Here is a 20,465-nt window from a genome sequence, read left to right on the forward strand (position 1 = left end):
AGGAGGAATGATGAAACAATACATAGCTGATGGTATGCTATTAGTCACTGCAATCGTTTGGGGTAGCGGTTTTGTCATAACGGCTATTGCATTAGAATATTTAACAGCCTATCAAGTAATGGCAGGTAGGTTCTTATTAGCTTCAATTATACTGACAGTCTTATTTGGATATAAATTAAAAAAAGCTTCAAAATCAGTTATCTGGAAAGGTATTTTGTTAGGGACCATTTTGTATATCGCCTTTGCCCTTCAAACAGTAGGACTACAATATACAACACCATCTAAAAATGCATTTTTAACCGCTGTAAATGTCATTATTGTTCCACTAATTGCCTTTGCGGTTTACAAGCGTCGTATAGATGGCTATGAGATGATTGGTTCGATTATAGCTATTGTTGGTATTGGTTTTCTATCTTTGCAGGGCTCGCTAACAATGAACATCGGAGATGCGCTTTCCTTAGCATGCGCTGTCGCCTTCGCTTTTGATATTTTTTGTACGAACCTTTTTGTCCAAAAGGAAGATGCCATTGCTCTGACGATTATTCAATTTATCACAGCATCTTTTTTAGGTGTCTTGGTCTTAGTCAGTCAAGGCGATATCCCGTCCACTCTTGAAAAAGAAGCAATCTATTCAATCGTTTATTTAGCCATTTTTTCAACTACCCTTGCCTACCTTTTTCAAAATATTGCGAATCAATATACGTCTGCTACAAAGGCTGCGATTATCCTGTCTACAGAATCCTTCTTCGGCATGGTATTATCCGTTATATTCTTACATGAGGTATTAACAAGTCGTATGGTTGTAGGGGCAATACTGATTTTACTCGCCATATTAATTGCAGAAGTGAAGCCTGCACATCCTAAAAAGCGAATGATGAAGAGCTCTCGATAACGATTTTCGAAATAGTTTCAGTCCTACTGAAGCTATTTTTTATTAAACACGGCTAGTCATGATACTTGTAGTAATCCCTGCTACCAAAATTGTAATAATAGAGAGCAATAATGTACTAGAAGATAAAAGCAGTCCCCCTATGACAATGACGATTGAATCTATCATAAAAATAAGTATCCCGACATTAATTCCGGTTTTATCACTTAAAAATTGGGCAATCAAATCTGTACCGCCAGTGCTTGTCTGAAATCTAAGCATCAAACCAACACCAAAACCCATAAGTGCCCCTCCAAATATGGCGCTATAGATGGCATCTACATGAATAAGATTCCGGACAGGCTTTAGTAAATCGATACTAAGAGAATATGCAAATAATCCATGGATACTATTGTAAAAATACGCTCTGTATTTATACCAAGAAATAACGAAAATTGGAATGCTAATAATGATGATCATTAAACCTATTTTAAGCTTATATATATAGTGTAAAATAAGCGCTATTCCTACAACGCCCCCATCTAAAATTTGATAGGGTGTTAAGAATAAGTTTATCCCTAATGCTACCGCGGTACTTCCTATAAGAATGACCAAGCCTTTCGTAAAAAAATACATACAACACCCCTCCGAGACTTGCATGTTTTTATAGTATGAAAAAATCGATTTGAACATGTTATTGTTCACGTCTGTCGGTATAATAGTAGTAATATTTTTTATCGAGCTTGGTCGCTAAATTTCTCATATTTAATTAAAATGATGACTGCAATACGTCGTTTCGATCGATGGATCGTGTGGACACAAAAAAAATGCCCTTCTGCATATAAACAAAAGGGCTGTTAGGGAAAACTATTTATGTTTTACCTTCATTCGATCCAGCAAAAATCCCCCTTTAAATGATTTAGGTTCATACGAAATAATAAAAGCATTCGGTTCATAATGCTCAACAATTTGGAACAATTCCGGCTCACGGTTTCTCTTTGTTAATATTTCATATTTATAGCGGTTACTATCTCGCCCCTCACCAATGTAAATCGTGACCGCAAACCCTTCATTCCGAAGAAATTTCACAAGTTCCTCATTCTTATTCTGCGTATTAATGGTCGTATAAACATAGCCAATCGCTAATTTACGTTCAATTTTGGCCCCTAAAAATATACCTAACCCAAAGCCAACTGCATAAAAAACCATAGCTAACATACTTTGCTTCCCACTAAAAACGAGTGAAAGGCCAAATACATACACTAACATCTCCAGCATACCGAATATGGCGGCAAGGAAAGTAACATTCTTCACTAAAAGTATTGTACGTAATGTTAAAAAAGGCACATAAATTAATTGAAGTATTAAAATCAGAAATATACTTTGCATTTGTAAGAGACCTTTCAAAAGTAGTTTTATATATTTTAAATGTATGTTGAGACATCGACTTGCATTCTATTAAGATGTATCTATTTTCTAGATTCCCTAACAATTTAAATTTAAACATCTACTTTTCAAAAAAAAATGTCACCTACTATAGAAGTAGATGACATTTTGTATATTATAGAAATCCTTTAAGCCTGCTCACGCATCAAATCTTCCCGATGCTTTGGCCAAATACTAATTGGGTGGGGGTACTTTGCAGTGGTGGGTATTTAAAGGACACCTCCAAAAAGAAGTGCCCCATAACTACTTTTTTAAATGACTAGCAATCCGAATTCATCGGTACTTTATTTTTTATTAGTTCGTCTATGTAATACTCTTTTAACCAAACTTCTAATTTCATTCTTTCTTCTTGACACATATGTGAATTCATAGTTACTTGTAGTTCTTCAATAACTTCTTTAGCAGTTTTTAAACTCATTTATACCCAACCTTTCCATAAGATTCATGATATTCCATACCCATTTGGATTACAATACCTAATTTTCTCCTTTTAAAAATATATGGACATCAAAAACAAAAATAGTGTAAAATTACACGCAAAGTGAAAGATGGTATTATTTGTAGGTTTAATACTGATTTTGCCGTATTGATAGACTTTTCCAATGACGGGAGATTAAAGGGAGTGATTATATTGAAAAATACGATGGTGTTCATTTTACTGATAGTTAGCTTAAGCGTAAATTTATATATATTTGGGAAGTGGTTTCTGATTGATCAATGGTATGAAGCTACTTCAGAAGAAAAGATTATTTTAAGTGAAATGATTCAAAAAACAGTGGATAGTGAAGATTATAAAAAGTTGGCCGAACAAGAGAAGGTCATTGCTATTGATACAAGTATTAATAAAAATAAAGGTGGTGCCTTCCCCTACTATTTTCATGTCAGTGTTCGTACAGATGAACAGACCTACTTGTTTTCTTGTAATAATAAGCAATGTATGAAGATGGAAAACTACGGATGGACTTATTCTATATATAAAGACGAAAATCCACGACTTCCATTTAAAGAAGCTAATATTCCCCAGTAATAAAGATAAAAAAGAATAAACCTACCCAAAGCAACCCAAATAAAAATAGCAATATTCTTTTTAACTTTATTGATGAAAAATTATTAGGTAGCCCTCTTTCCGCATAAAAAAATGTCACCTACTATGGAAGTAGATGACATTTTGTATAGATTTCCTTTAAGCTTCTCCATGCATCGGGTCTTCCTTACGTTGCGGCCCAATCATGTTAAATAAAATGTTAAGGATAATCGCAGTGACAGAACCACAGACGATACCGTTAGATGTTAGAAGAGATACACTCTCTGGCAGTGCATCAAAAATCCCAGGTACAACTGATACACCAACACCCAGGCTGACTGCAATTGCTGCAATCATGGCATTTTCCGCCGATTGATTCATAACAGGTACTAGCATGCCCATACCTTGCGTAATAACCATACCGAACATCGCTAGCATTGCTGCACCAAGTACTGGTATTGGAATAATCGTTGTTAATGCTGCGATTTTTGGTAGGAACCCAAGTGCTACTAGTAAACCACCTGTGATGTAAATGACTTTACGGTCTTTTACGCCTGACATACGTGTAAGTCCCACGTTTTGTGAGAATGTTGTATATGGGAAAGCGTTGAAAATACCACCGATCACAGAGGCAAGACCTTCAGAGCGGTATCCGCGTGATAAATCTTTTGAATCTAATTTTTTATTACAAATATCACTTAGTGCAAAATAAACCCCTGTTGATTCTACTAAAGAAACCATTGCTACAAGCGTCATTGTAATGATTGCAGATAAATTAAATGTTGGGACCCCAAAATAGAATGGCTGAACCATGTGTAATACGGCAGCATCTGATACTGGGCTAAAATCAACCTTCCCCATAAATACTCCTAGGATTGACCCTGCGACTAATCCGATTAAAATGGAAATAGCACGAATGAAACCTGTAGAAAAACGATAAACGACTAAAATAATAACCAATGTAATAAACGCTAAAGTTACATTAGAACCAGATGCAAAATCTGCCGCATCTTGTCCACCTGCCATATTGTTTAAAGCTACTGGTAGTAAAGAGATACCGATAATCGACACAACCGAGCCTGTAACAACTGGTGGGAAGAATTTTACTAACTTACCGAAAAAACCTGCAATAATCATAACGATTATACCTGATGCAATAATAGATCCATAAATATCAGTAATTCCTTGTTCAGGATTTGTACCGATTGCAATAATTGGACTAACTGCTGTAAATGTACAGCCTAGTACTACTGGCAAACCAATACCGATCATTTTACCTGAATACACTTGTAAAAGCGTTGCGATCCCACACATCATAATGTCGATCGCTACTAAATACGTCATTTGTGTTGAATCAAAGCCGATTGCCCCACCGATAATCAGGGGTACTAAAATGGCTCCTGCATACATCGCAAGTAAATGTTGAATAGCTAGCGTCGTCGATTTAACGGTATTCATTACGCATTAGCCTCCGTAGCAAATGTTACTTTGCCATCCTCAAGAGAATCTACAATTGCTAATGATTCTACGCGAACCCCTTGCTGGCGTAATAATTTTCCACCGTCTTGGAAGCCTTTTTCAATAACAATGCCTACACCTACAACATTTGCACCAGCTTGTGCTGCGATATCAAGCAAACCTTTGACAGCTTCCCCATTAGCTAAGAAATCGTCAACAATTAGAATGTTATCATCTTCATTTAAGAAATTACGTGATACTGAAATATCATTTGTTTCATTCTTTGTGAAAGAATGTACTTTTGAAGAATACAGATTATCTGATAGCGTTAGTGATTTACGTTTACGTGCAAACACTACAGGGGCACCAATTTCAAGACCTAACATTACAGATGGTGCGATACCAGAAGATTCGATTGTTAAGATCTTTGTAATGACTTGATCTGAGAATCGATTTGCAAACTCATGACCAATTTCCTTCATAAGCATTGGGTCAATTTGATGATTTAAAAATGAATCTACTTTTAATACAGATGAAGATAAAACTTTACCCTCTTGTGTAATTTTGTCGTGTAATAACTTCATTTCCTTGATAGCCTTCTTTCTTATAGTAATAACTCTTAATGAGCAACTTACATTCCGTTACAGGCAGGCGCCAGAAGCAATGCAAGTAATAAAAAAACGCTGAATACTTTGATTCCAATCATCTACGAGTGGAGCAAAGCATTCAGCGTAAAAACGTCGAAACGAATAGAAAACATCTTTTATGAAGTCTTCTAAAGCATTGCTACCCATAGTCGATTTATTTACGGTAAATCGGTAGAAACTTGCGAGCCATATTCTCGCTATTATATGAGTGAAATAGTATTAAGCTGTAAGAACTTCCTTTTATTAATACACCTTAGCGTTATTTCCAAAAATGGCACTTTATTCGGTATGTACTTGTTTCTCACACTGAATAAAGTCTATTTTTTCGGAATTTACTATTATTTTACTAACTTTCAATTGCAAACGTTCGTGTTTTACAATCAACGTAATGATTATATCAGACTATTTTCGAGCTTGCTAGTCATTATTTTGATAAATGGAAGGGCACTGTCATAATGACGATATTTCTGTGAAATAACAGCGAAGCGCGAATTAATAGACTCGATTGATTGTGTAACATATGGTGCCATCCTTTTTTCGGTAAAAACTGTGGGATGATAACTGTTACTTGATAGCCCAATTTCGTACATTGATGTTCAACTTTATCAATAAACTTCATCAACGGTTGTGTAATACTTCGATATGGTGAATAGTATGTTACAAGCCGTATATCCGGCTGCCAAGCTTTCCATTTCTCCTCAAACGCTTTTGCGTCCGCTTGATCGAAGGCCACATAAAAGGCAATAATTTTATCAACGTTTAATGTCTGCGCGTAATGCAAAGTGTTTTCGACTACTTTCGTAATACCAGCAACAGGGACAATGAAAACATTACCCTCCACATTCGGTAATTCCACATTATCTAATCTTAGCTGTTCACCAACTGTTTTATAATGCAGTTTAATACGATGGAACGTCCAAATAATAATTGGTAAAAAGATAAACACTGGCCATACTTGAGGCAATTTTGTCACGAAAAACATCATGGCTACAACAAAGGAAATGACCGCTCCAACCGTATTGATCGTAAATTTAGCAAACCAACCTTTTGGCTTTTCTCGCCACCATTTTCGCATCATTCCAGCCTGCGCTAAAGTAAACGGAATAAACACCCCTACCGCATAAAGTGGAATCAAATGCTCAGTTGTTCCATCAAATAAAAAGATTAAAACAATGGCAGCTAAACCAAGCATCATAATGCCATTTGAATACCCAAGTCGATCCCCACGAATTTGGAATATTCTTGGGATAAAACCGTCTTTCGATAAATTGACAGCCAGTAAAGGAAAGGCCGAATAACCTGTATTCGCAGCAAGTACTAATATCATCGCTGTTGTTCCTTGTACTATATAGTAAAAAATATTACGACCTACACTTGCCTCCGCAATTTGTGAGACAACCGTTTCTTTCGCATTTGGAGCAACTCCATAAAAATAAGCTAGACTCACAATACCGATAAATAGCACTGCTAAAATACCGCCCATAGCCAATAATGTTTTAGACGCATTTTTTGGTGCTGGATCTCTAAAATTAGGAATAGCATTTGAAATGGCTTCAACACCAGTCAAAGCTGAGCTTCCTGATGCAAATGCTTTTAATAATATAAATAAACTAATACCTGCAACAGGTGTACCTACCTTTGGATGTAACGCTGCAGGAACTTGCCCTGTTACTACGTTATAAACCCCTACCCCGATTAACATCAGCATCACAATTACAAACAAATAAACTGGATACGCTAAAATGGATGCGGATTCTGTGACACCACGTAGGTTTAAAATCGTTAAACATATAACAAAAAACACAGCGATTACCACGTTATAAGGATGCAGACTTGGAAATGCCGAAGTAATGGCATCTGTTCCAGCCGATACACTTACCGCAACTGTTAAAATATAATCGACAAGCAATGATCCACCTGCGACTAGACCAGCATTGACACCTAAATTTTCCCGGGAAACTACATATGCTCCGCCACCATGTGGATACGCATAAATAACTTCGCGATACGAGAAAATAAGTGCTGTCAGTAACACAACTACCCCAGCAGCAATCGGTAGAGAATACCAAAAGGCAACCGTACTTACCGTCATGAGTACAATTAAAATTTGCTCAGGTCCATACGCTACTGATGACAACGCATCAGACGATAGTATGGCAAGTGCTTTTGTTTTACTAAGCTTTTGTTCCCCTAACGCATCCGATCTTAATGGTTTACCGATAATAAAACGTTTTAATGAGGATCTCATATTCAACACCTTCTAGTTTCATAGAATGTGTTTCGCATTTCTAAATCGATTACACTTTAGCATAATCGTTTTTTGTGCCATTCACCGGGGCCTTGTTTTATAAAATGAAGATAAAAAAATCTACAAGTCATCACTAAATAAGACTTGTAGACGTTCATTCGTCTGCCAAGCTCCACTTTTCTGCTCTTAACGCTTACGAGGTTAGCTGTCGGATTCGGGCCTGAGTAGCCCTACCCCTCAATAAATGAAGAGATTCACCCCAAGGAATACCTATGTAATCCGTAAAAATTGGGTCCCCCGCGTCTAATTGCTTCAGCGATTTAGAAATTTGAAACTTTTATAATGATGTCATATTACGCCTGTATTTAAAAAAAGTAAAGATGAAAAGAACCGTTACAAAAAAAATTTTCACTTGATATTTCGAATATTTTTATTACGTCCCACTACCATAACGTGTGGTTGATTTCCGTTCCAACTGGGCGCTTTCTTAGGAAGCCGCTTCGCTTGCGTTTAAGGTCACCTCTCACCGAGTCGCCCAGCCTCACTCTAATCATTCCTCAACTTTGGCGAGAATTCTTTATTATTTGAAGAATAACGCTTTAATATTGGTAGAAAATATGTGAATAACCGAAATTAGAAATCATTTAAGAAGGCCACCTTATAAGTATATTCCCTCTTTTAAAATTGCTAAGTACATTAATCCTTGGATCATTTTAAAATGAATCGAATATTTTGCTATGATGCTTCAATACATTATGATACACAAACCAAATCAAAGTCTTTTAATGGCAATTGATTTACGAAATCAAAAACATTTCGTATTAAGAAAAAAATTGAGCAAACTCCTTCACATTTTCTTCTTCTAGCTATAAAATAAGAATATATCATTTTCCCCTAGGAAACTTTATTTCACTTGTGATACTCTTTGAAATGAGGGAACAACATGGTTTACAAACGAGTGAATAAATCGTCCGCTGAGGCGGTTTTAGATGGAGATATAAAAGGTTGGCGACGAATCTTACCGTTTCTTGGCCCAGCCTTCATCGCAGCAGTTGCCTATATTGATCCAGGCAACTTCGCAACAAATATTACAGCAGGTTCACAATATGGATATTTACTGCTGTGGGTAATCGCCTTTTCCAATTTAATGGCAGTGTTAATCCAATCCTTATCGGCAAAGCTTGGTATTGCGACAGGCAAAAATTTACCCGAAATAGCACGTGAAAATTTTTCTAAAAAAACTTCTATATTTTTATGGATACAGGCTGAATTGGTCATTATTGCAACAGACCTGGCAGAATTTATTGGTGCTGCACTAGGGCTGTACTTGTTATTCAACATTCCAATGTTGCCTGCAGCGCTTATTACAGCAGTCGGCTCATTTGCTATTTTAGAATTACAGCGCAGAGGCTTTAGAGCATTTGAAGCGGGCATTTCTGGTATGGTGGTTATTGTCGTATTAGCATTTGCATTCCAGACGTTTTTAGCACAGCCAAATTGGGGCGAGGTAACAATAGGCATGTTAACACCACGCTTTGATGGTGTAGATTCTATTCTACTGGCAACAGGTATTCTAGGAGCAACTGTTATGCCACACGCTATTTACTTACATTCTTCACTAACTCAAAGTCGTATCGTTGGCCGAAATGATGCTGAAAAAAAACGTATATTCCGTTTTGAATTTATTGATATTATCATCGCGATGATTGTCGCTGGTGCTATCAATATGAGTATGCTTGTTATTGCTGCAGCAGTATTCCATACTCAGGGCGTAGTAGTTGAAGACTTAGACATCGCTTATAACGGATTAAAAGAAGCGCTTGGTCCGATGGCGGCAGTGTCCTTTGGTCTTGGACTTCTTATTGCAGGTCTTGCTAGCTCTTCAGTTGGTACACTCGCAGGTGACGTTGTGATGCAGGGCTTTATTAAAAAGAAAATTCCGCTCTATTTACGCCGTGCTATTACAATGATACCTCCTCTGGTGATCATTGCATCCGGCGTTAATGCGACATATGCGCTTGTCCTAAGTCAGGTTATTTTATCCTTTGGTATTGCATTTGCTCTTGTACCGCTTGTTATGTTTACAAGTAAACGTGACATCATGGGAAGCCTCGTCAATCATCGTATTACAACTATATTAGGATGGATTGTCGTAGTGATTGTAGTTGCTCTAAATCTTTATTTATTATGGCAAACGGTATTTGGTTAATAAAATGCCAGACACAAAGACCATTATTTGGCTTTGTGTCTGGCATTTTTACATGTAAGGGGTTTTTCATAACGTGGTTTAACAAATATCATCCCCTACTTTTTATGATTGGCTATTTATTTACCTCTTAAATATCTATCTTCTCAATGTTTCGGAATGATAAATAGGCCACGCTTATACCGATAATAGCTAAAGTGATGGGTATGAAAATAATATCATACAAGGTGAAGTTACCTGAATTCGATGATACGGCCGATACAATTATTATAGATGATATAATAGTTGCCGGAATGGAGTATTTTCTCATGCCAAAATACAATGGTATTAATGCAATGCATGATGCTGAAACTGCATTTATGATCACGGCAGGAATTCGTTGTATTATGAAAGAGAACGATAATGTTTCTGGAAGTAGCTGAAAACTCTCGCTAACAGCACAAAAAATCGCTGTTACAAAAATAGTCGATAAAATAATTGCACTAAAGGTAAAAAGAACAACAATGGCTAGCTTTGAAGCAATTAATTTTTTTCTACTTATTGGATACATAAATGCTACTGTGATGGTCTTATATTTGAATTCTCCAATAATGAATTTGGCGATTAACACGCTAGCAAAAATAATAAATACTGCCCTTACGCCTGAATCTATAAGGCCAAATGCCGTCTGATAAGTTCTAAAATCTTGATCCCCTTCTATTTTAGTAATAAATATAAGCATAAATATAACACCTAGTATTATGAAATTTGCAAAAACAGCTTTTTTTATATATGAACCAATATGATACTTTTTCATTTCTAGACGCATTAAATTAAGCACTAGCCACACCTCCATTGATTAACTTCAAGAAATAATCCTCTAATGAGCTTGTTTTTTTGCTGATGCCCTCAATTTCAATATCATGCTCAATCAATGTTTTAGATAGCACCTTTTGTGAAGCTGTCGAATCATAAATTCGAATACAATTGTCATCCATTAGTTTGAAATTAGTAATATTTAATTTACTTTCTATAATAAAGGCAGCTTTTTCCCCATCATTGACAATCACTTCAATATAATCTGTTTGACTACGATTGACAGCGTCCATTGATACTTCCTTAATTAATCTTCCATCTTTAATAACCCCAACTGTATCTGCCAATTGTTCAATTTCACCCAAAATATGACTAGAGATAATAATCGTAATTCCATACTCTTTACAAAGCATCTTGAATAGTTCTCGAAGCTCTTTAATGCCAACTGGATCTAGTCCATTAATCGGCTCGTCTAAAATAAGTAATTCCGGCTTAGTAATAATTGCACGCGCAATACCCAACCGTTGTTTCATCCCAAGAGAAAAGTCTTTTACACGTTTCTTCTCCGTGTTTGTTAGTTTCACTAGATCTAGGACATGGGAAATTTCTTTCTTGTCATAATAGCCCATATATTCACAATGTAGCTCTAACGTCTCCTGTGCAGTTAAATCTTCATAAAAAATTGGGTATTCAATAATCGTTCCCATCCTTTTCAGCACGTCGAATGAGCGGTCCATTAATTTTTCACCAAAGATTTCAATATCTCCACTCGTTGGCTTCGTAAGGTTTGTTAGCATTTTCATGACTGTCGTTTTTCCGGCACCATTAGGACCTAAAAAACCGTATATCTCTCCCTTTTTCACATGCATAGTCACAGCAGAAACGACTTCTTTCCCCTCAAACACCTTCGTAAGCTGATTTGTTTTCACAATATATGTCATGTAGATCTCTCCTTTAAATTTGCTATCCTTATTATAAAAAATGAAACTCTCTAATTTATTACTTGATTCTTACAAATTTCTTAAGCGCAGAAGAAAAGCTTGTAAAGCACTTAAAAAGCTCTACAAGCATGGCTGCTCAGTATGTCATTCGTTTTAAAGAAACTGTAAAAATGGTCTTCTCATATGGGATACTAGAAAGCTGGATGGAACCCTCCATTAATTCTACAAGGCGTTTTGTAATAGTTAAGCCAAGGCCACTCCCTTGGAAGGATTTATTTCTGGAATCCTCAAGTGTATACATTCTTTCAAAAACATTATCAATATGATATTCGTCGATCCCCTTACCACGATCCCATACATCAATAAAAATATTCGTATCATCATTTCTTACTGTGAGCCCAATGATTTTTCCTGCCGCTCCATAGGCAACTGCATTGGACAGTAAATTATTCAAAACCCTATCTAACGCTTCTTCATTGCCACGTGCATATGCGGATATCTCTGGTATTGCTATATCGATCTCTAGGCCCATAGATGTGATCATATCGTAAAATGATAAAATATTTTTCCGGCAAATTTCACTTACATTAATTTTCGTCATTGGATAGTCTGTATCTCCTGCCTCCAATTTTGCCAGGTCAAAAAATGTATGGATTATTTTCAATACTTCCAATGTTTTCGAATGGACGCCAGTGAGCAATCGTCTCTGCTCCTCTTCACTAAGTGAGTGATGAAGCTTCAGCATTTCCGTATAACCTAGTACAACTGTTAAAGGCGTTTTAAGATCATGAGAAATATTGGCCAACATCTTTTTCATAGAGCTTTCCATTTTTCGATGTGTCGCCAGTACTTTTTGGTTGTGGTCTAGCAACGCATTCATCGCAATTAGTAGCTGCTGTAATTCTTGATTAGCCGTCGACACTAAAATCTTTTCGCTCGATTGTTCGTTAATGATTGCTTGCAGTTTTTGATGCATGTATTGAATCATAGCGTTTTGTTGTTTTTTTGCTCTCACCTGAAAAATAATAATACCTAAGAGTAACACAATCATTAGTAATAGTAATATAATCATCAGTTTATCCTTCAAATTTATAGCCGATTCCCCAAAGTGTTTTAATATATAGAGGATTGGATGGATCGTCTTCAATTTTTTCGCGTAATCTTCTTATATGTACATTAATAATATTTTCATCCCCATAGTAAGCATCATTCCAAATCAATTGATAAATTTGCTGCTTTGTAAAAACTCGATTACGATTTGTCACGAATAATTTTAAGATAGCAAATTCCTTTGATGTGAGCTTTACTTGTTGTCCATTCTTCTCAACTGAAAAATTAACAAGGTCGATCGATAAGTTGTCTATCTCTACAATATCTTTCTTCTCCTCTACTTGACTGGAGTATTTTGTAGCTCTACGAATTGCGGCTTTAACACGTGCCGAAAATTCCAGCATCGAAAATGGCTTAGCGATATAATCATCTGCCCCTAATCCTAATCCTAATGCTTTATCAACATCACTATCCTTGGCTGACATAATGATAATTGGAAGTGATGCTTGCTCTCGTATAATCTTTAAAACTTCTAATCCATTAAGTTTCGGTATCATAATATCCAAGATCACTAAATCAAAGGGGTTGTTTAAACAGTTTTGTAATGCTTCTTCTCCATTTACTGCAGAGGTAACAAGAAACCCCTCCATCGTTAAATAGTTTTCTACCATTTCACGAATGGCTTCGTCATCTTCTACTAGTAAAATATGCTTTTGCACTTTCATGCACCTCTTTCTAATATAAAGCAGTATATTTATGACTTGTCATTACTATGATCATCACCACAAAGAGGGGTTGATTTCCGTTCCAGCTGGGCGCTTTGTTGCTGCCGCTTCGCTTTCGCACAGATAAAACATTTGCCGCTGACGCTTCGCTTTCGTGCAGAGCAGAGCTTCCTGGGGGCGTCCGATGAACCGCTTGGGGCAACAGCGAAAGCGTAGTGCTAACGAAGCGTCAGCAGCAGGATGTTGGTCACGAAGGCGTTATCACAGGACGTGATGGTTTTAGCCTTCGTTCCTCTATTGCTAATCCCCAAGGAGTCGCCCAGCCACCACTCCAATCAACTTATATGCATGGTATACGTTTCAACAAATGTCCTACCCAAAATTTGATGATGTGTTATTTATCTATCATTTTACCATATTAAGGTTGTGCACCAAAAGTGGGGACGATTCGAGAAACTAAAGTCCCCTTTTTATTCTCTCCAGTAATTTTATCTGAAGCCTAAAATGCAGATTTGTAACATACTGTATTGATCGGTATATTGTTAGCAATAATCAAAATAATTTAGAAAGGGCTGGAGAAATGACTTTTAGAAGGAATTACGGTTTTTTTCTATTATATTTTGTATTATTGGATTGTTATTGTTTTATGCTAGTTCATTAAGTAAAAACGGCATTTTTGGTATTTACTTTTATTTAGGTGCTCTACTGTGGATAACGAGTGTTTATTTTGGGGTATCCGGAATTCGATCAAAACAAACAGGTATTTCTAAATATTTAGGATTACTCATCATTTTGCTTATTCTTGTCATCTACGGATCGATGATTGCAATTATGGTGATACGAGGTTTTGAACCTTAAAGATTAATCGTTCACTTGGAGTATTTTGATTGTACGTCTAGAATTACAAATTTATTATTAAACTAAAAAAACTGCCCTGCAAGTCAATTTCTATGACTTACAGGACAGTTTTATTTTTTATTGTTCGACTTTTAAATCACATTGCTCTAATGGAAGCATTTTAGTTTTATGCTTGATTTTATAGCCAAGCCATAAGAATAAGAACAGTGGAATACCGATATAGGAGACAAGGACTCCATACCAGTCTATTGTATTACCCATAAAGGCATTGTAGTTTTGTCCAATAACAACAATCATACAAACCGTAAAGGCAAATAGCGGGCCGAATGGGAATAGCCTTGCTTTATACGGTAACAATTTCGGATCTAAGCCCTGTACCTCGAATGCTCGACGGAAACGGTAATGGCTAAATGCAATTCCTAGCCAAGCAATGAAGCCAGACATCCCAGAGGCATTTAGAAGCCACATATAGACTACACCATCACCAAAGAATGAAGCTAAAAATGCTAGGGAGCCTACAGCTAAAGTCGCCAGTAATGCGTAAATCGGAATACCTCGACGGCTTAGTTTAGCGAAAAATTTCGGTGCATGTCCATCTACTGCCAATTGCCAAAGCATACGAGAAGATGCGTACAGCCCTGAATTCCCTGCTGACAGCATTGCCGTTAAAATGATAGCATTCATCAATGAAGCAGCAAAGGCAATTCCTAAACGGTCGAACACTAGTGTAAATGGTGAAACAGCGATATCTTCAGATAGCAAACGTGAGTCTGTAAATGGAATCAGCAGCCCAATTGCACCGATCGCTAAAATATAGAATAAAAGAATTCTCCAGAAAACAGACTTAACAGCTTTCGGAATATTTTTACCAGGATCATCTGTTTCACCTGCTGTTATTCCAAGTAGCTCTGTCCCTTGGAACGAGAATCCAGCAGCTAAGAAAATACCAAATGTAGCAAGAAATCCACCGTGGAATGGTCCATCACTGATAAAGAAATTCGTAAAGCCTACCGGAGCGTTTCCTCCTAAAATACCAAAAATCATTAGGAAACTGATAATAATAAAAATGATGACAGTTATAACCTTTATCATGGCAAACCAATATTCACTTTCACCATAGCTTTTTACCGATAATAGATTGAACGTTAAAACGACAGCAATAAATAAAACAGTCCAAAGTGCTGATGAGCTATCTGGGAACCAATATTTCATAATTAATGAGACAGCAGAAATTTCTGCCGCAATTGTAATTGCCCAGTTGTACCAGTAGTTCCAGCCAAGCGCAAAGCCTAGAGCTGGGTCTACAAATTTTGTAGCATACGTACTAAATGAGCCCGATGATGGCATATAAGCTGCCATTTCCCCTAAGCTCGTCATTAAAAAATACACCATGATTCCGATTAATGCATAGGCGAGTAGTGCACCGCCAGGGCCTGCTTGCGCAATGGCACCTCCACTAGCTAAAAACAATCCAGTACCGATTGTACCGCCTAATGAAATCATTGTAATATGACGGCTTTTTAATTCTTTTTTCAGCTTCGGTGCTTTATGACCGAGCTGATTGACTTTTATTTCACTCACGATATAGCTTCCTTCCTTTTTTAAGAGGCGAAAAAAATGCCATCACATGAACGTTGCTGTGATGGCTAAGTAAATCCTCTGTTCCTTCAAAATGATAGCTCAACACGTTGTTCAAACGTGACAGTTCTGTTCCTTTCGGAGACAGCCCCAGCATGAGGTTTTCAAGTCCCCTCACACTTCGGCAGTATTTCCTTTCAGCTAATTTCTCTAATGCTTGTCATTTCCATTAACATACTCTTAAATACCGCGACCTCTACCTCACTACAAACATGAGGCATTAAATATTAAATTTATGATGGGTATTAGTTTAACATACGACCTATGGCATTTCAATAACTCAATTAATATTCTATATTTTGTGAATTTTCCACTATTTTTATTAATGTGATAAAGTGGTATAGTGATTCAATCAAATTTGTTCTAACAAGGGGGGATTTATCTGACTACTCATGAACATACCGATACTTATCCTAGCAGGAAAATTAACTGGAAAGGTACAACCTTATTGCTCGTTATCGGAATAATTTGTATTGCCTCGACATTACGGATGCCGCTAACAGTTGTTGGACCTATCATTTCCTTTATCCGTGAAGACCTCGGCATATCCAATATACTAGCAGGCTTTCTAACAACGATCCCATTGCTAGCATTTGCAATCATTTCACCATTCGCTCCAATTGTCGCACGTAAATTTGGACTAGAATTAACATTATTTTTATCAACTATTCTTTTAGGGGGAGGGATTGTACTACGCTCCCTTGGCACAACTAGTTTACTCGTATTTGGTACGATGCTAATTGGTATAGCCATTTCATTTGGTAATGTACTAATTCCAGGATTACTTAAATTGAAATTTCCCTTTCACGTAGGTTTACTTATGGCATTTTTCACAATGTCGATGAATTTGACGGCTGGACTCGGTGCTGGCATTAGCTATCCTGTTGCCAATTCATCACTTGGTTGGCAAGGTGCACTGGCCATTTCACTTGTTCTTGTGGTGTTAACTATTGTAATTTGGATTCCACAGTTGAAATTTAATAAGCCTGAACCGACTAATAAGACTACGAAAGAACGTACACCATTATGGAAATCACCTGTTACTTGGGCAGTAGCAGGGGCTATGGGATTTCAGTCATTATTATTCTACACAACTGCCGCTTGGATTCCTGAAATATATATATCACAAGGATTAGCTGCAGATCGCGCAGGCTGGATGTTTTCCATCATGCAATTTTCACAAGTTCCAATGGCTTTAGCTGTTCCTATTATCGCTAGTAAAATGACATCTCAACGTCCTCTCGTATTAATGTTTACAGTATTTTACTTAGTTGGCTTTATCGGAGTAGTCATGGAATGGACGACCCTCGCTGTACTGTGGATGGTGCTACTAGGCTTAGCCGGAGGCGCTTCATTCGCATTAGCGATGATGTTCTTTACACTACGTACCCGTACAGCTTTTGAGGCAGCTGATTTATCAGGATTTGCACAATCACTAGGATATTTATTAGCCGCAATCGGTCCAATCTTATTTGGTTATTTACATGATTTATTCGGTGGTTGGAATATCACCGGCTGGTTATTTGTTGTCGTAACATTTATTCTCTTTATATGTTCATTTAGGGCTTCTAAAAATGAATATGTGAATTAAAAAGGGCGGCTCATGATTAAATTATGCCTCGGCATAATTGATCATGGGTCGCTTTGTATTTGCACAATCTTAAAGTGTGCTGCCTTTCTCTACTAATAAGGTGGTTTCTGATAAAAGTAATTTGGTGTATTGTAAACATTAACATAAGGTTTATGGAAAATATGAGTCGTAGCTGGTGAGAGAGGTGGAATCAACCACGTCCAATTGCCAGTAACCTTTCGATCCGCTGCTGCTTCTGTTTCCTCAAACAATTTAAATTGCTGTGCAGCTGTATGATGATCTACTATGCTGACACCGTCTTCTTTAAAGGAATGCAGAACGGCAATATTTAGCTCAACTAATGCGCGATCACGCCATAGAGAAGCCTGTTTAGTTGTATCAAGATTGAAAATTTCTGCTATAGCGGGCAACATATTGTAACGCTCATGATCTGCTAAATTACGTGCTCCAATTTCTGTACCCATATACCAACCATTGAATGGGGCCGCCTCAAAATCAATACCTGCCATTTGAAAGCGCATGCTTGAAATAATCGGCACTGCATACCATTTTAATCCTAGCTTCTCTACTTGAGCAGATTCCGGATGACGAATAGGTACCTCTAGTACATATTCGTCAGGGATAGTAACCACTTGTGGTTCCCTTCCATCCACCTGTACAACGAGTGGAAGCACGTCAAATGCTGTTCTCTTACCTTGCCAGCCGAGTGACTCACATACTTTTGTAAACTCAACAGAATGCAGATCACCAACGATTCCAGATTCCGTTTCATAGCCAGCATAACGGATTAGCTGATGATTCCATATACGTACACGCCCCGGTGCAAAAATCGTTATTGTTGGACGAATTTTTCCATCATTTGTTGCATATTGAATATGTTCAAGCAATGCGTTGAAAATATCCTCTTCTTTTGAAATATCACGGGCATCAACAACATGCAGCGATTGCCAAAACAATCGACCAATACACTTATTACTATTGCGCCATGCTACTCGCGCACCAAAGATTAATTCTTCCGTTGTCGGTATATATTCGCCTGCTATTTTAATTTGCTGTAATTTATTGTCTAGCCATGTTTTTGATTCATTTTGTTCTACTTGATAAAGTTCTAAAAACCGCTGTACTTCATGTAAATTCATATTGAATTCCTCCATCTCCCCTCATATTAGAGGAATGGAACTATAATCACCACGATAAAATCTGCCAGAAAACATACATATTTTATATATGAAATACTTTGTTCAATATTTTATAGCATCTCTCTTTTATTTTTCTAAAACTAAAGTTATTTATGGATTATGATGCCCATTTTGAGTAGACATTATTAAAATTAGGGGAAATTACAGAGGGAATAACTGTTGAGCATGGATTTGCCGCTTTTTTACGCTGATCCCCTTTCGTACGAAGTCACGGTTGACCAGACCTGATTTCATTGTACGGCTGGGTTTTTTTCTCGTCCATAGCTAGAAGCTCTTTAGAACCCCTCGCATAGCAAGGGGTTTTCAAAAGATACAAAAAAAAAGCATGTCGCACTAATGTGCAACATGCTTGATGACCCGTACGGGATTCGAACCCGTGTTACCGCCGTGAAAGGGCGGTGTCTTAACCACTTGACCAACGGGCCGTGGCTCCGAAGGCAGGACTCGAACCTGCGACAACCTGATTAACAGTCAGGTGCTACTACCAACTGAGCTACTTCGGAATAATGGTGGGCCTAAATGGACTCGAACCATCGACCTCACGCTTATCAGGCGTGCGCTCTAACCAGCTGAGCTATAGGCCCATTATTTTGGAGCGGGTGATGAGAATCGAACTCACGACATCAGCTTGGAAGGCTGAGGTTTTACCATTAAACTACACCCGCAGATGGTGGGTCAGGACGGAATCGAACCGCCGACACTTAGAGCTTCAATCTAATGCTCTACCAACTGAGCTACTGACCCGAAAAAATATGGAGGAGGTAGAGGGATTCGAACCCCCGCGCGGTGTTACCCGCCTGTCGGTTTTCAAGACCGATCCCTTCAGCCAGACTTGGGTATACCTCCGAAATATATAAATGGTGGAGCCTAGCGGGATCGAACCGCTGACCTCCTGCGTGCAAGGCAGGCGCTCTCCCAGCTGAGCTAAGGCCCCATGTTAGGAAAGATGGTCGGAATGACAGGATTCGAACCTACGACCCCTTGGTCCCAAACCAAGTGCTCTACCAAGCTGAGCTACATTCCGATACTATTAGGCTTTTTTGGCGCGCCCGACAGGAGTCGAACCCATAACCTTCTGATCCGTAGTCAGACGCTCTATCCAATTGAGCTACGGGCGCATTTATAAAAACTGATGAGCCATGAAGGACTCGAACCTTCGACCCTCTGATTAAAAGTCAGATGCTCTACCAACTGAGCTAATGGCTCATATTAAAAAATGAATGGCTGGGGTACTAGGATTCGAACCTAGGCATGACGGAATCAAAATCCGTTGCCTTACCGCTTGGCTATACCCCAATTATAAATGGGGCGACTGATGGGAATCGAACCCACGAATGCCGGAACCACAATCCGGTGCGTTAACCACTTCGCCACAATCGCCACTATATGTAATCACAGTAGTTTTTGATAACGAGTACCTTGAAACCTGGCAGGGGCAGTAGGAATCGAACCCACACCAAAGGTTTTGGAGACCTCTATTCTACCGTTGAACTATGCCCCTAAAAATGGTGGAGGGGGACGGATTCGAACCGCCGAACCCTAAGGAGCGGATTTACAGTCCGCCGCGTTTAGCCTCTTCGCTACCCCTCCAAGGGATGGTGCCGGCGATAGGAGTCGAACCCACGACCTACTGATTACAAGTCAGTTGCTCTACCAACTGAGCTACACCGGCAAAAAAAAAATGGCGGTCCCGACCGGGATCGAACCGGCGATCTCCTGCGTGACAGGCAGGCATGTTAACCGCTACACCACGGGACCATTTTGGTTGCGG

At 38.1% G+C, this 20,465-nt stretch carries 16 protein-coding genes, 16 tRNA genes and 3 riboswitches; of the genes, 4 read left to right on the plus strand and 28 right to left on the minus strand.

The features are described from left to right. Positions 1–10: 10 nt before the first annotated feature. A complete protein-coding gene (locus ACMZ42_RS12465) occupies positions 11–892 on the plus strand; it encodes a DMT family transporter (RefSeq protein ID WP_402871144.1) in 882 nt (293 codons plus the stop codon). A 42-nt stretch (positions 893–934) separates the two neighbouring features. On the opposite strand, the gene ACMZ42_RS12470 is transcribed toward ACMZ42_RS12465, so the two are convergent. The 3 genes from ACMZ42_RS12470 to ACMZ42_RS12480 all read right to left on the minus strand — a co-directional run bounded on the left by ACMZ42_RS12470 (position 935) and on the right by ACMZ42_RS12480 (position 2,732). Beyond that, positions 935–1,504 (minus strand): YitT family protein, encoded by a 570-nt coding sequence (locus ACMZ42_RS12470; RefSeq protein WP_402871146.1) that lies wholly within the window; start codon positions 1,502–1,504, stop codon positions 935–937. A gap of 231 nt (positions 1,505–1,735) precedes the next feature. Beyond that, positions 1,736–2,257, minus strand: a complete 522-nt coding sequence (locus tag ACMZ42_RS12475; protein WP_415731675.1) for a DUF2179 domain-containing protein — start codon at positions 2,255–2,257, stop codon at positions 1,736–1,738. A 316-nt stretch (positions 2,258–2,573) separates the two neighbouring features. Next, entirely contained in the window at positions 2,574–2,732 is a 159-nt protein-coding gene (locus ACMZ42_RS12480) for a hypothetical protein (RefSeq protein ID WP_370080752.1), read from the minus strand. 213 nt (positions 2,733–2,945) lie between these two features. Between ACMZ42_RS12480 and ACMZ42_RS12485 the strand changes: the two genes are divergently transcribed. Beyond that, the gene (locus ACMZ42_RS12485; protein ID WP_415731676.1) at positions 2,946–3,341 is read left to right on the plus strand and encodes a hypothetical protein; all 396 of its coding nucleotides are present in this window, start codon (positions 2,946–2,948) and stop codon (positions 3,339–3,341) included. A gap of 156 nt (positions 3,342–3,497) precedes the next feature. Here ACMZ42_RS12485 and ACMZ42_RS12490 read toward each other — a convergent pair whose 3' ends face one another. The 3 genes from ACMZ42_RS12490 to ACMZ42_RS12500 all read right to left on the minus strand — a co-directional run bounded on the left by ACMZ42_RS12490 (position 3,498) and on the right by ACMZ42_RS12500 (position 7,691). Beyond that, positions 3,498–4,796 (minus strand): nucleobase:cation symporter-2 family protein, encoded by a 1,299-nt coding sequence (locus tag ACMZ42_RS12490; protein WP_415731677.1) that lies wholly within the window; start codon positions 4,794–4,796, stop codon positions 3,498–3,500. After that, the gene (locus ACMZ42_RS12495; RefSeq protein WP_415731678.1) at positions 4,796–5,380 is read right to left on the minus strand and encodes a xanthine phosphoribosyltransferase; all 585 of its coding nucleotides are present in this window, start codon (positions 5,378–5,380) and stop codon (positions 4,796–4,798) included. Before ACMZ42_RS12495 ends, ACMZ42_RS12490 begins: the two co-directional genes overlap by 1 nt. A gap of 189 nt (positions 5,381–5,569) precedes the next feature. Further along, positions 5,570–5,671, minus strand: a riboswitch (purine riboswitch). A 196-nt stretch (positions 5,672–5,867) separates the two neighbouring features. Further along, positions 5,868–7,691 (minus strand): APC family permease, encoded by a 1,824-nt coding sequence (locus ACMZ42_RS12500; protein WP_415731679.1) that lies wholly within the window; start codon positions 7,689–7,691, stop codon positions 5,868–5,870. Between the two features lie 176 nt (positions 7,692–7,867). After that, positions 7,868–8,019, minus strand: a riboswitch (cyclic di-AMP (ydaO/yuaA leader). Positions 8,020–8,634: 615 nt separating this feature from the next. Between ACMZ42_RS12500 and ACMZ42_RS12505 the strand changes: the two genes are divergently transcribed. After that, positions 8,635–9,900 (plus strand): Nramp family divalent metal transporter, encoded by a 1,266-nt coding sequence (locus ACMZ42_RS12505; protein ID WP_415731680.1) that lies wholly within the window; start codon positions 8,635–8,637, stop codon positions 9,898–9,900. A 127-nt stretch (positions 9,901–10,027) separates the two neighbouring features. Here the strand turns inward: ACMZ42_RS12505 and ACMZ42_RS12510 are convergent, their stop codons facing one another. The 5 genes from ACMZ42_RS12510 to ACMZ42_RS12530 all read right to left on the minus strand — a co-directional run bounded on the left by ACMZ42_RS12510 (position 10,028) and on the right by ACMZ42_RS12530 (position 15,847). Beyond that, complete coding sequence (locus ACMZ42_RS12510) at positions 10,028–10,717, minus strand: ABC transporter permease (protein WP_370080741.1); 690 nt, start codon at positions 10,715–10,717, stop codon at positions 10,028–10,030. Then, positions 10,710–11,633 (minus strand): ABC transporter ATP-binding protein, encoded by a 924-nt coding sequence (locus ACMZ42_RS12515; RefSeq protein ID WP_415731681.1) that lies wholly within the window; start codon positions 11,631–11,633, stop codon positions 10,710–10,712. The genes ACMZ42_RS12510 and ACMZ42_RS12515 overlap by 8 nt, the downstream gene beginning before the upstream one ends. Before the next feature lie 136 nt (positions 11,634–11,769). Beyond that, a complete protein-coding gene (locus ACMZ42_RS12520) occupies positions 11,770–12,705 on the minus strand; it encodes a sensor histidine kinase (RefSeq protein WP_415731682.1) in 936 nt (311 codons plus the stop codon). 4 nt (positions 12,706–12,709) lie between these two features. Beyond that, positions 12,710–13,402, minus strand: coding sequence for a response regulator transcription factor (locus ACMZ42_RS12525; RefSeq protein WP_415731683.1), 693 nt, complete (start codon positions 13,400–13,402; stop codon positions 12,710–12,712). Positions 13,403–14,383: 981 nt separating this feature from the next. After that, positions 14,384–15,847, minus strand: coding sequence for an amino acid permease (locus tag ACMZ42_RS12530; RefSeq protein ID WP_415731684.1), 1,464 nt, complete (start codon positions 15,845–15,847; stop codon positions 14,384–14,386). 87 nt (positions 15,848–15,934) lie between these two features. Continuing rightward, positions 15,935–16,111, minus strand: a riboswitch (Lysine riboswitch). A 175-nt stretch (positions 16,112–16,286) separates the two neighbouring features. Here ACMZ42_RS12530 and ACMZ42_RS12535 point away from each other — a divergent pair. Next, a complete protein-coding gene (locus ACMZ42_RS12535; RefSeq protein WP_370080885.1) occupies positions 16,287–17,495 on the plus strand; it encodes a CynX/NimT family MFS transporter in 1,209 nt (402 codons plus the stop codon). A 92-nt stretch (positions 17,496–17,587) separates the two neighbouring features. Here the strand turns inward: ACMZ42_RS12535 and ACMZ42_RS12540 are convergent, their stop codons facing one another. The 17 genes from ACMZ42_RS12540 to ACMZ42_RS12620 form a co-directional block, all read right to left on the minus strand. Then, on the minus strand, positions 17,588–18,634 hold the full coding sequence (locus ACMZ42_RS12540) for a nitric oxide synthase oxygenase (protein WP_415731685.1): 1,047 nt from the start codon (positions 18,632–18,634) through the stop codon (positions 17,588–17,590). A 413-nt stretch (positions 18,635–19,047) separates the two neighbouring features. Continuing rightward, positions 19,048–19,119, minus strand: a tRNA-Glu gene (locus tag ACMZ42_RS12545). A 1-nt stretch (position 19,120) separates the two neighbouring features. Beyond that, a tRNA-Asn gene (locus ACMZ42_RS12550) sits at positions 19,121–19,197 on the minus strand. Positions 19,198–19,201: 4 nt separating this feature from the next. After that, positions 19,202–19,278, minus strand: a tRNA-Ile gene (locus ACMZ42_RS12555). Between the two features lie 7 nt (positions 19,279–19,285). After that, a tRNA-Gly gene (locus ACMZ42_RS12560) sits at positions 19,286–19,359 on the minus strand. 3 nt (positions 19,360–19,362) lie between these two features. Beyond that, positions 19,363–19,438 (minus strand) — tRNA-Phe (locus ACMZ42_RS12565). 9 nt (positions 19,439–19,447) lie between these two features. After that, positions 19,448–19,540: transfer RNA gene (locus ACMZ42_RS12570), tRNA-Ser, on the minus strand. A 12-nt stretch (positions 19,541–19,552) separates the two neighbouring features. After that, a tRNA-Ala gene (locus tag ACMZ42_RS12575) sits at positions 19,553–19,628 on the minus strand. 13 nt (positions 19,629–19,641) lie between these two features. Beyond that, positions 19,642–19,718 (minus strand) — tRNA-Pro (locus ACMZ42_RS12580). Positions 19,719–19,735: 17 nt separating this feature from the next. Continuing rightward, positions 19,736–19,812 (minus strand) — tRNA-Arg (locus ACMZ42_RS12585). 15 nt (positions 19,813–19,827) lie between these two features. Beyond that, positions 19,828–19,900 (minus strand) — tRNA-Lys (locus ACMZ42_RS12590). Between the two features lie 15 nt (positions 19,901–19,915). After that, a tRNA-Gln gene (locus ACMZ42_RS12595) sits at positions 19,916–19,990 on the minus strand. Between the two features lie 8 nt (positions 19,991–19,998). Next, positions 19,999–20,074 (minus strand) — tRNA-His (locus ACMZ42_RS12600). 47 nt (positions 20,075–20,121) lie between these two features. Then, positions 20,122–20,195 (minus strand) — tRNA-Trp (locus ACMZ42_RS12605). Positions 20,196–20,200: 5 nt separating this feature from the next. Beyond that, positions 20,201–20,284: transfer RNA gene (locus ACMZ42_RS12610), tRNA-Tyr, on the minus strand. A 6-nt stretch (positions 20,285–20,290) separates the two neighbouring features. Next, positions 20,291–20,366, minus strand: a tRNA-Thr gene (locus ACMZ42_RS12615). Between the two features lie 10 nt (positions 20,367–20,376). Further along, positions 20,377–20,452 (minus strand) — tRNA-Asp (locus ACMZ42_RS12620). Between the last annotated feature and the right edge of the window lie 13 nt (positions 20,453–20,465).

The sequence above is a fragment of the Lysinibacillus sp. NPDC056185 genome (assembly GCF_047737915.1).
Lineage (GTDB): Bacteria > Bacillota > Bacilli > Bacillales_A > Planococcaceae > Lysinibacillus.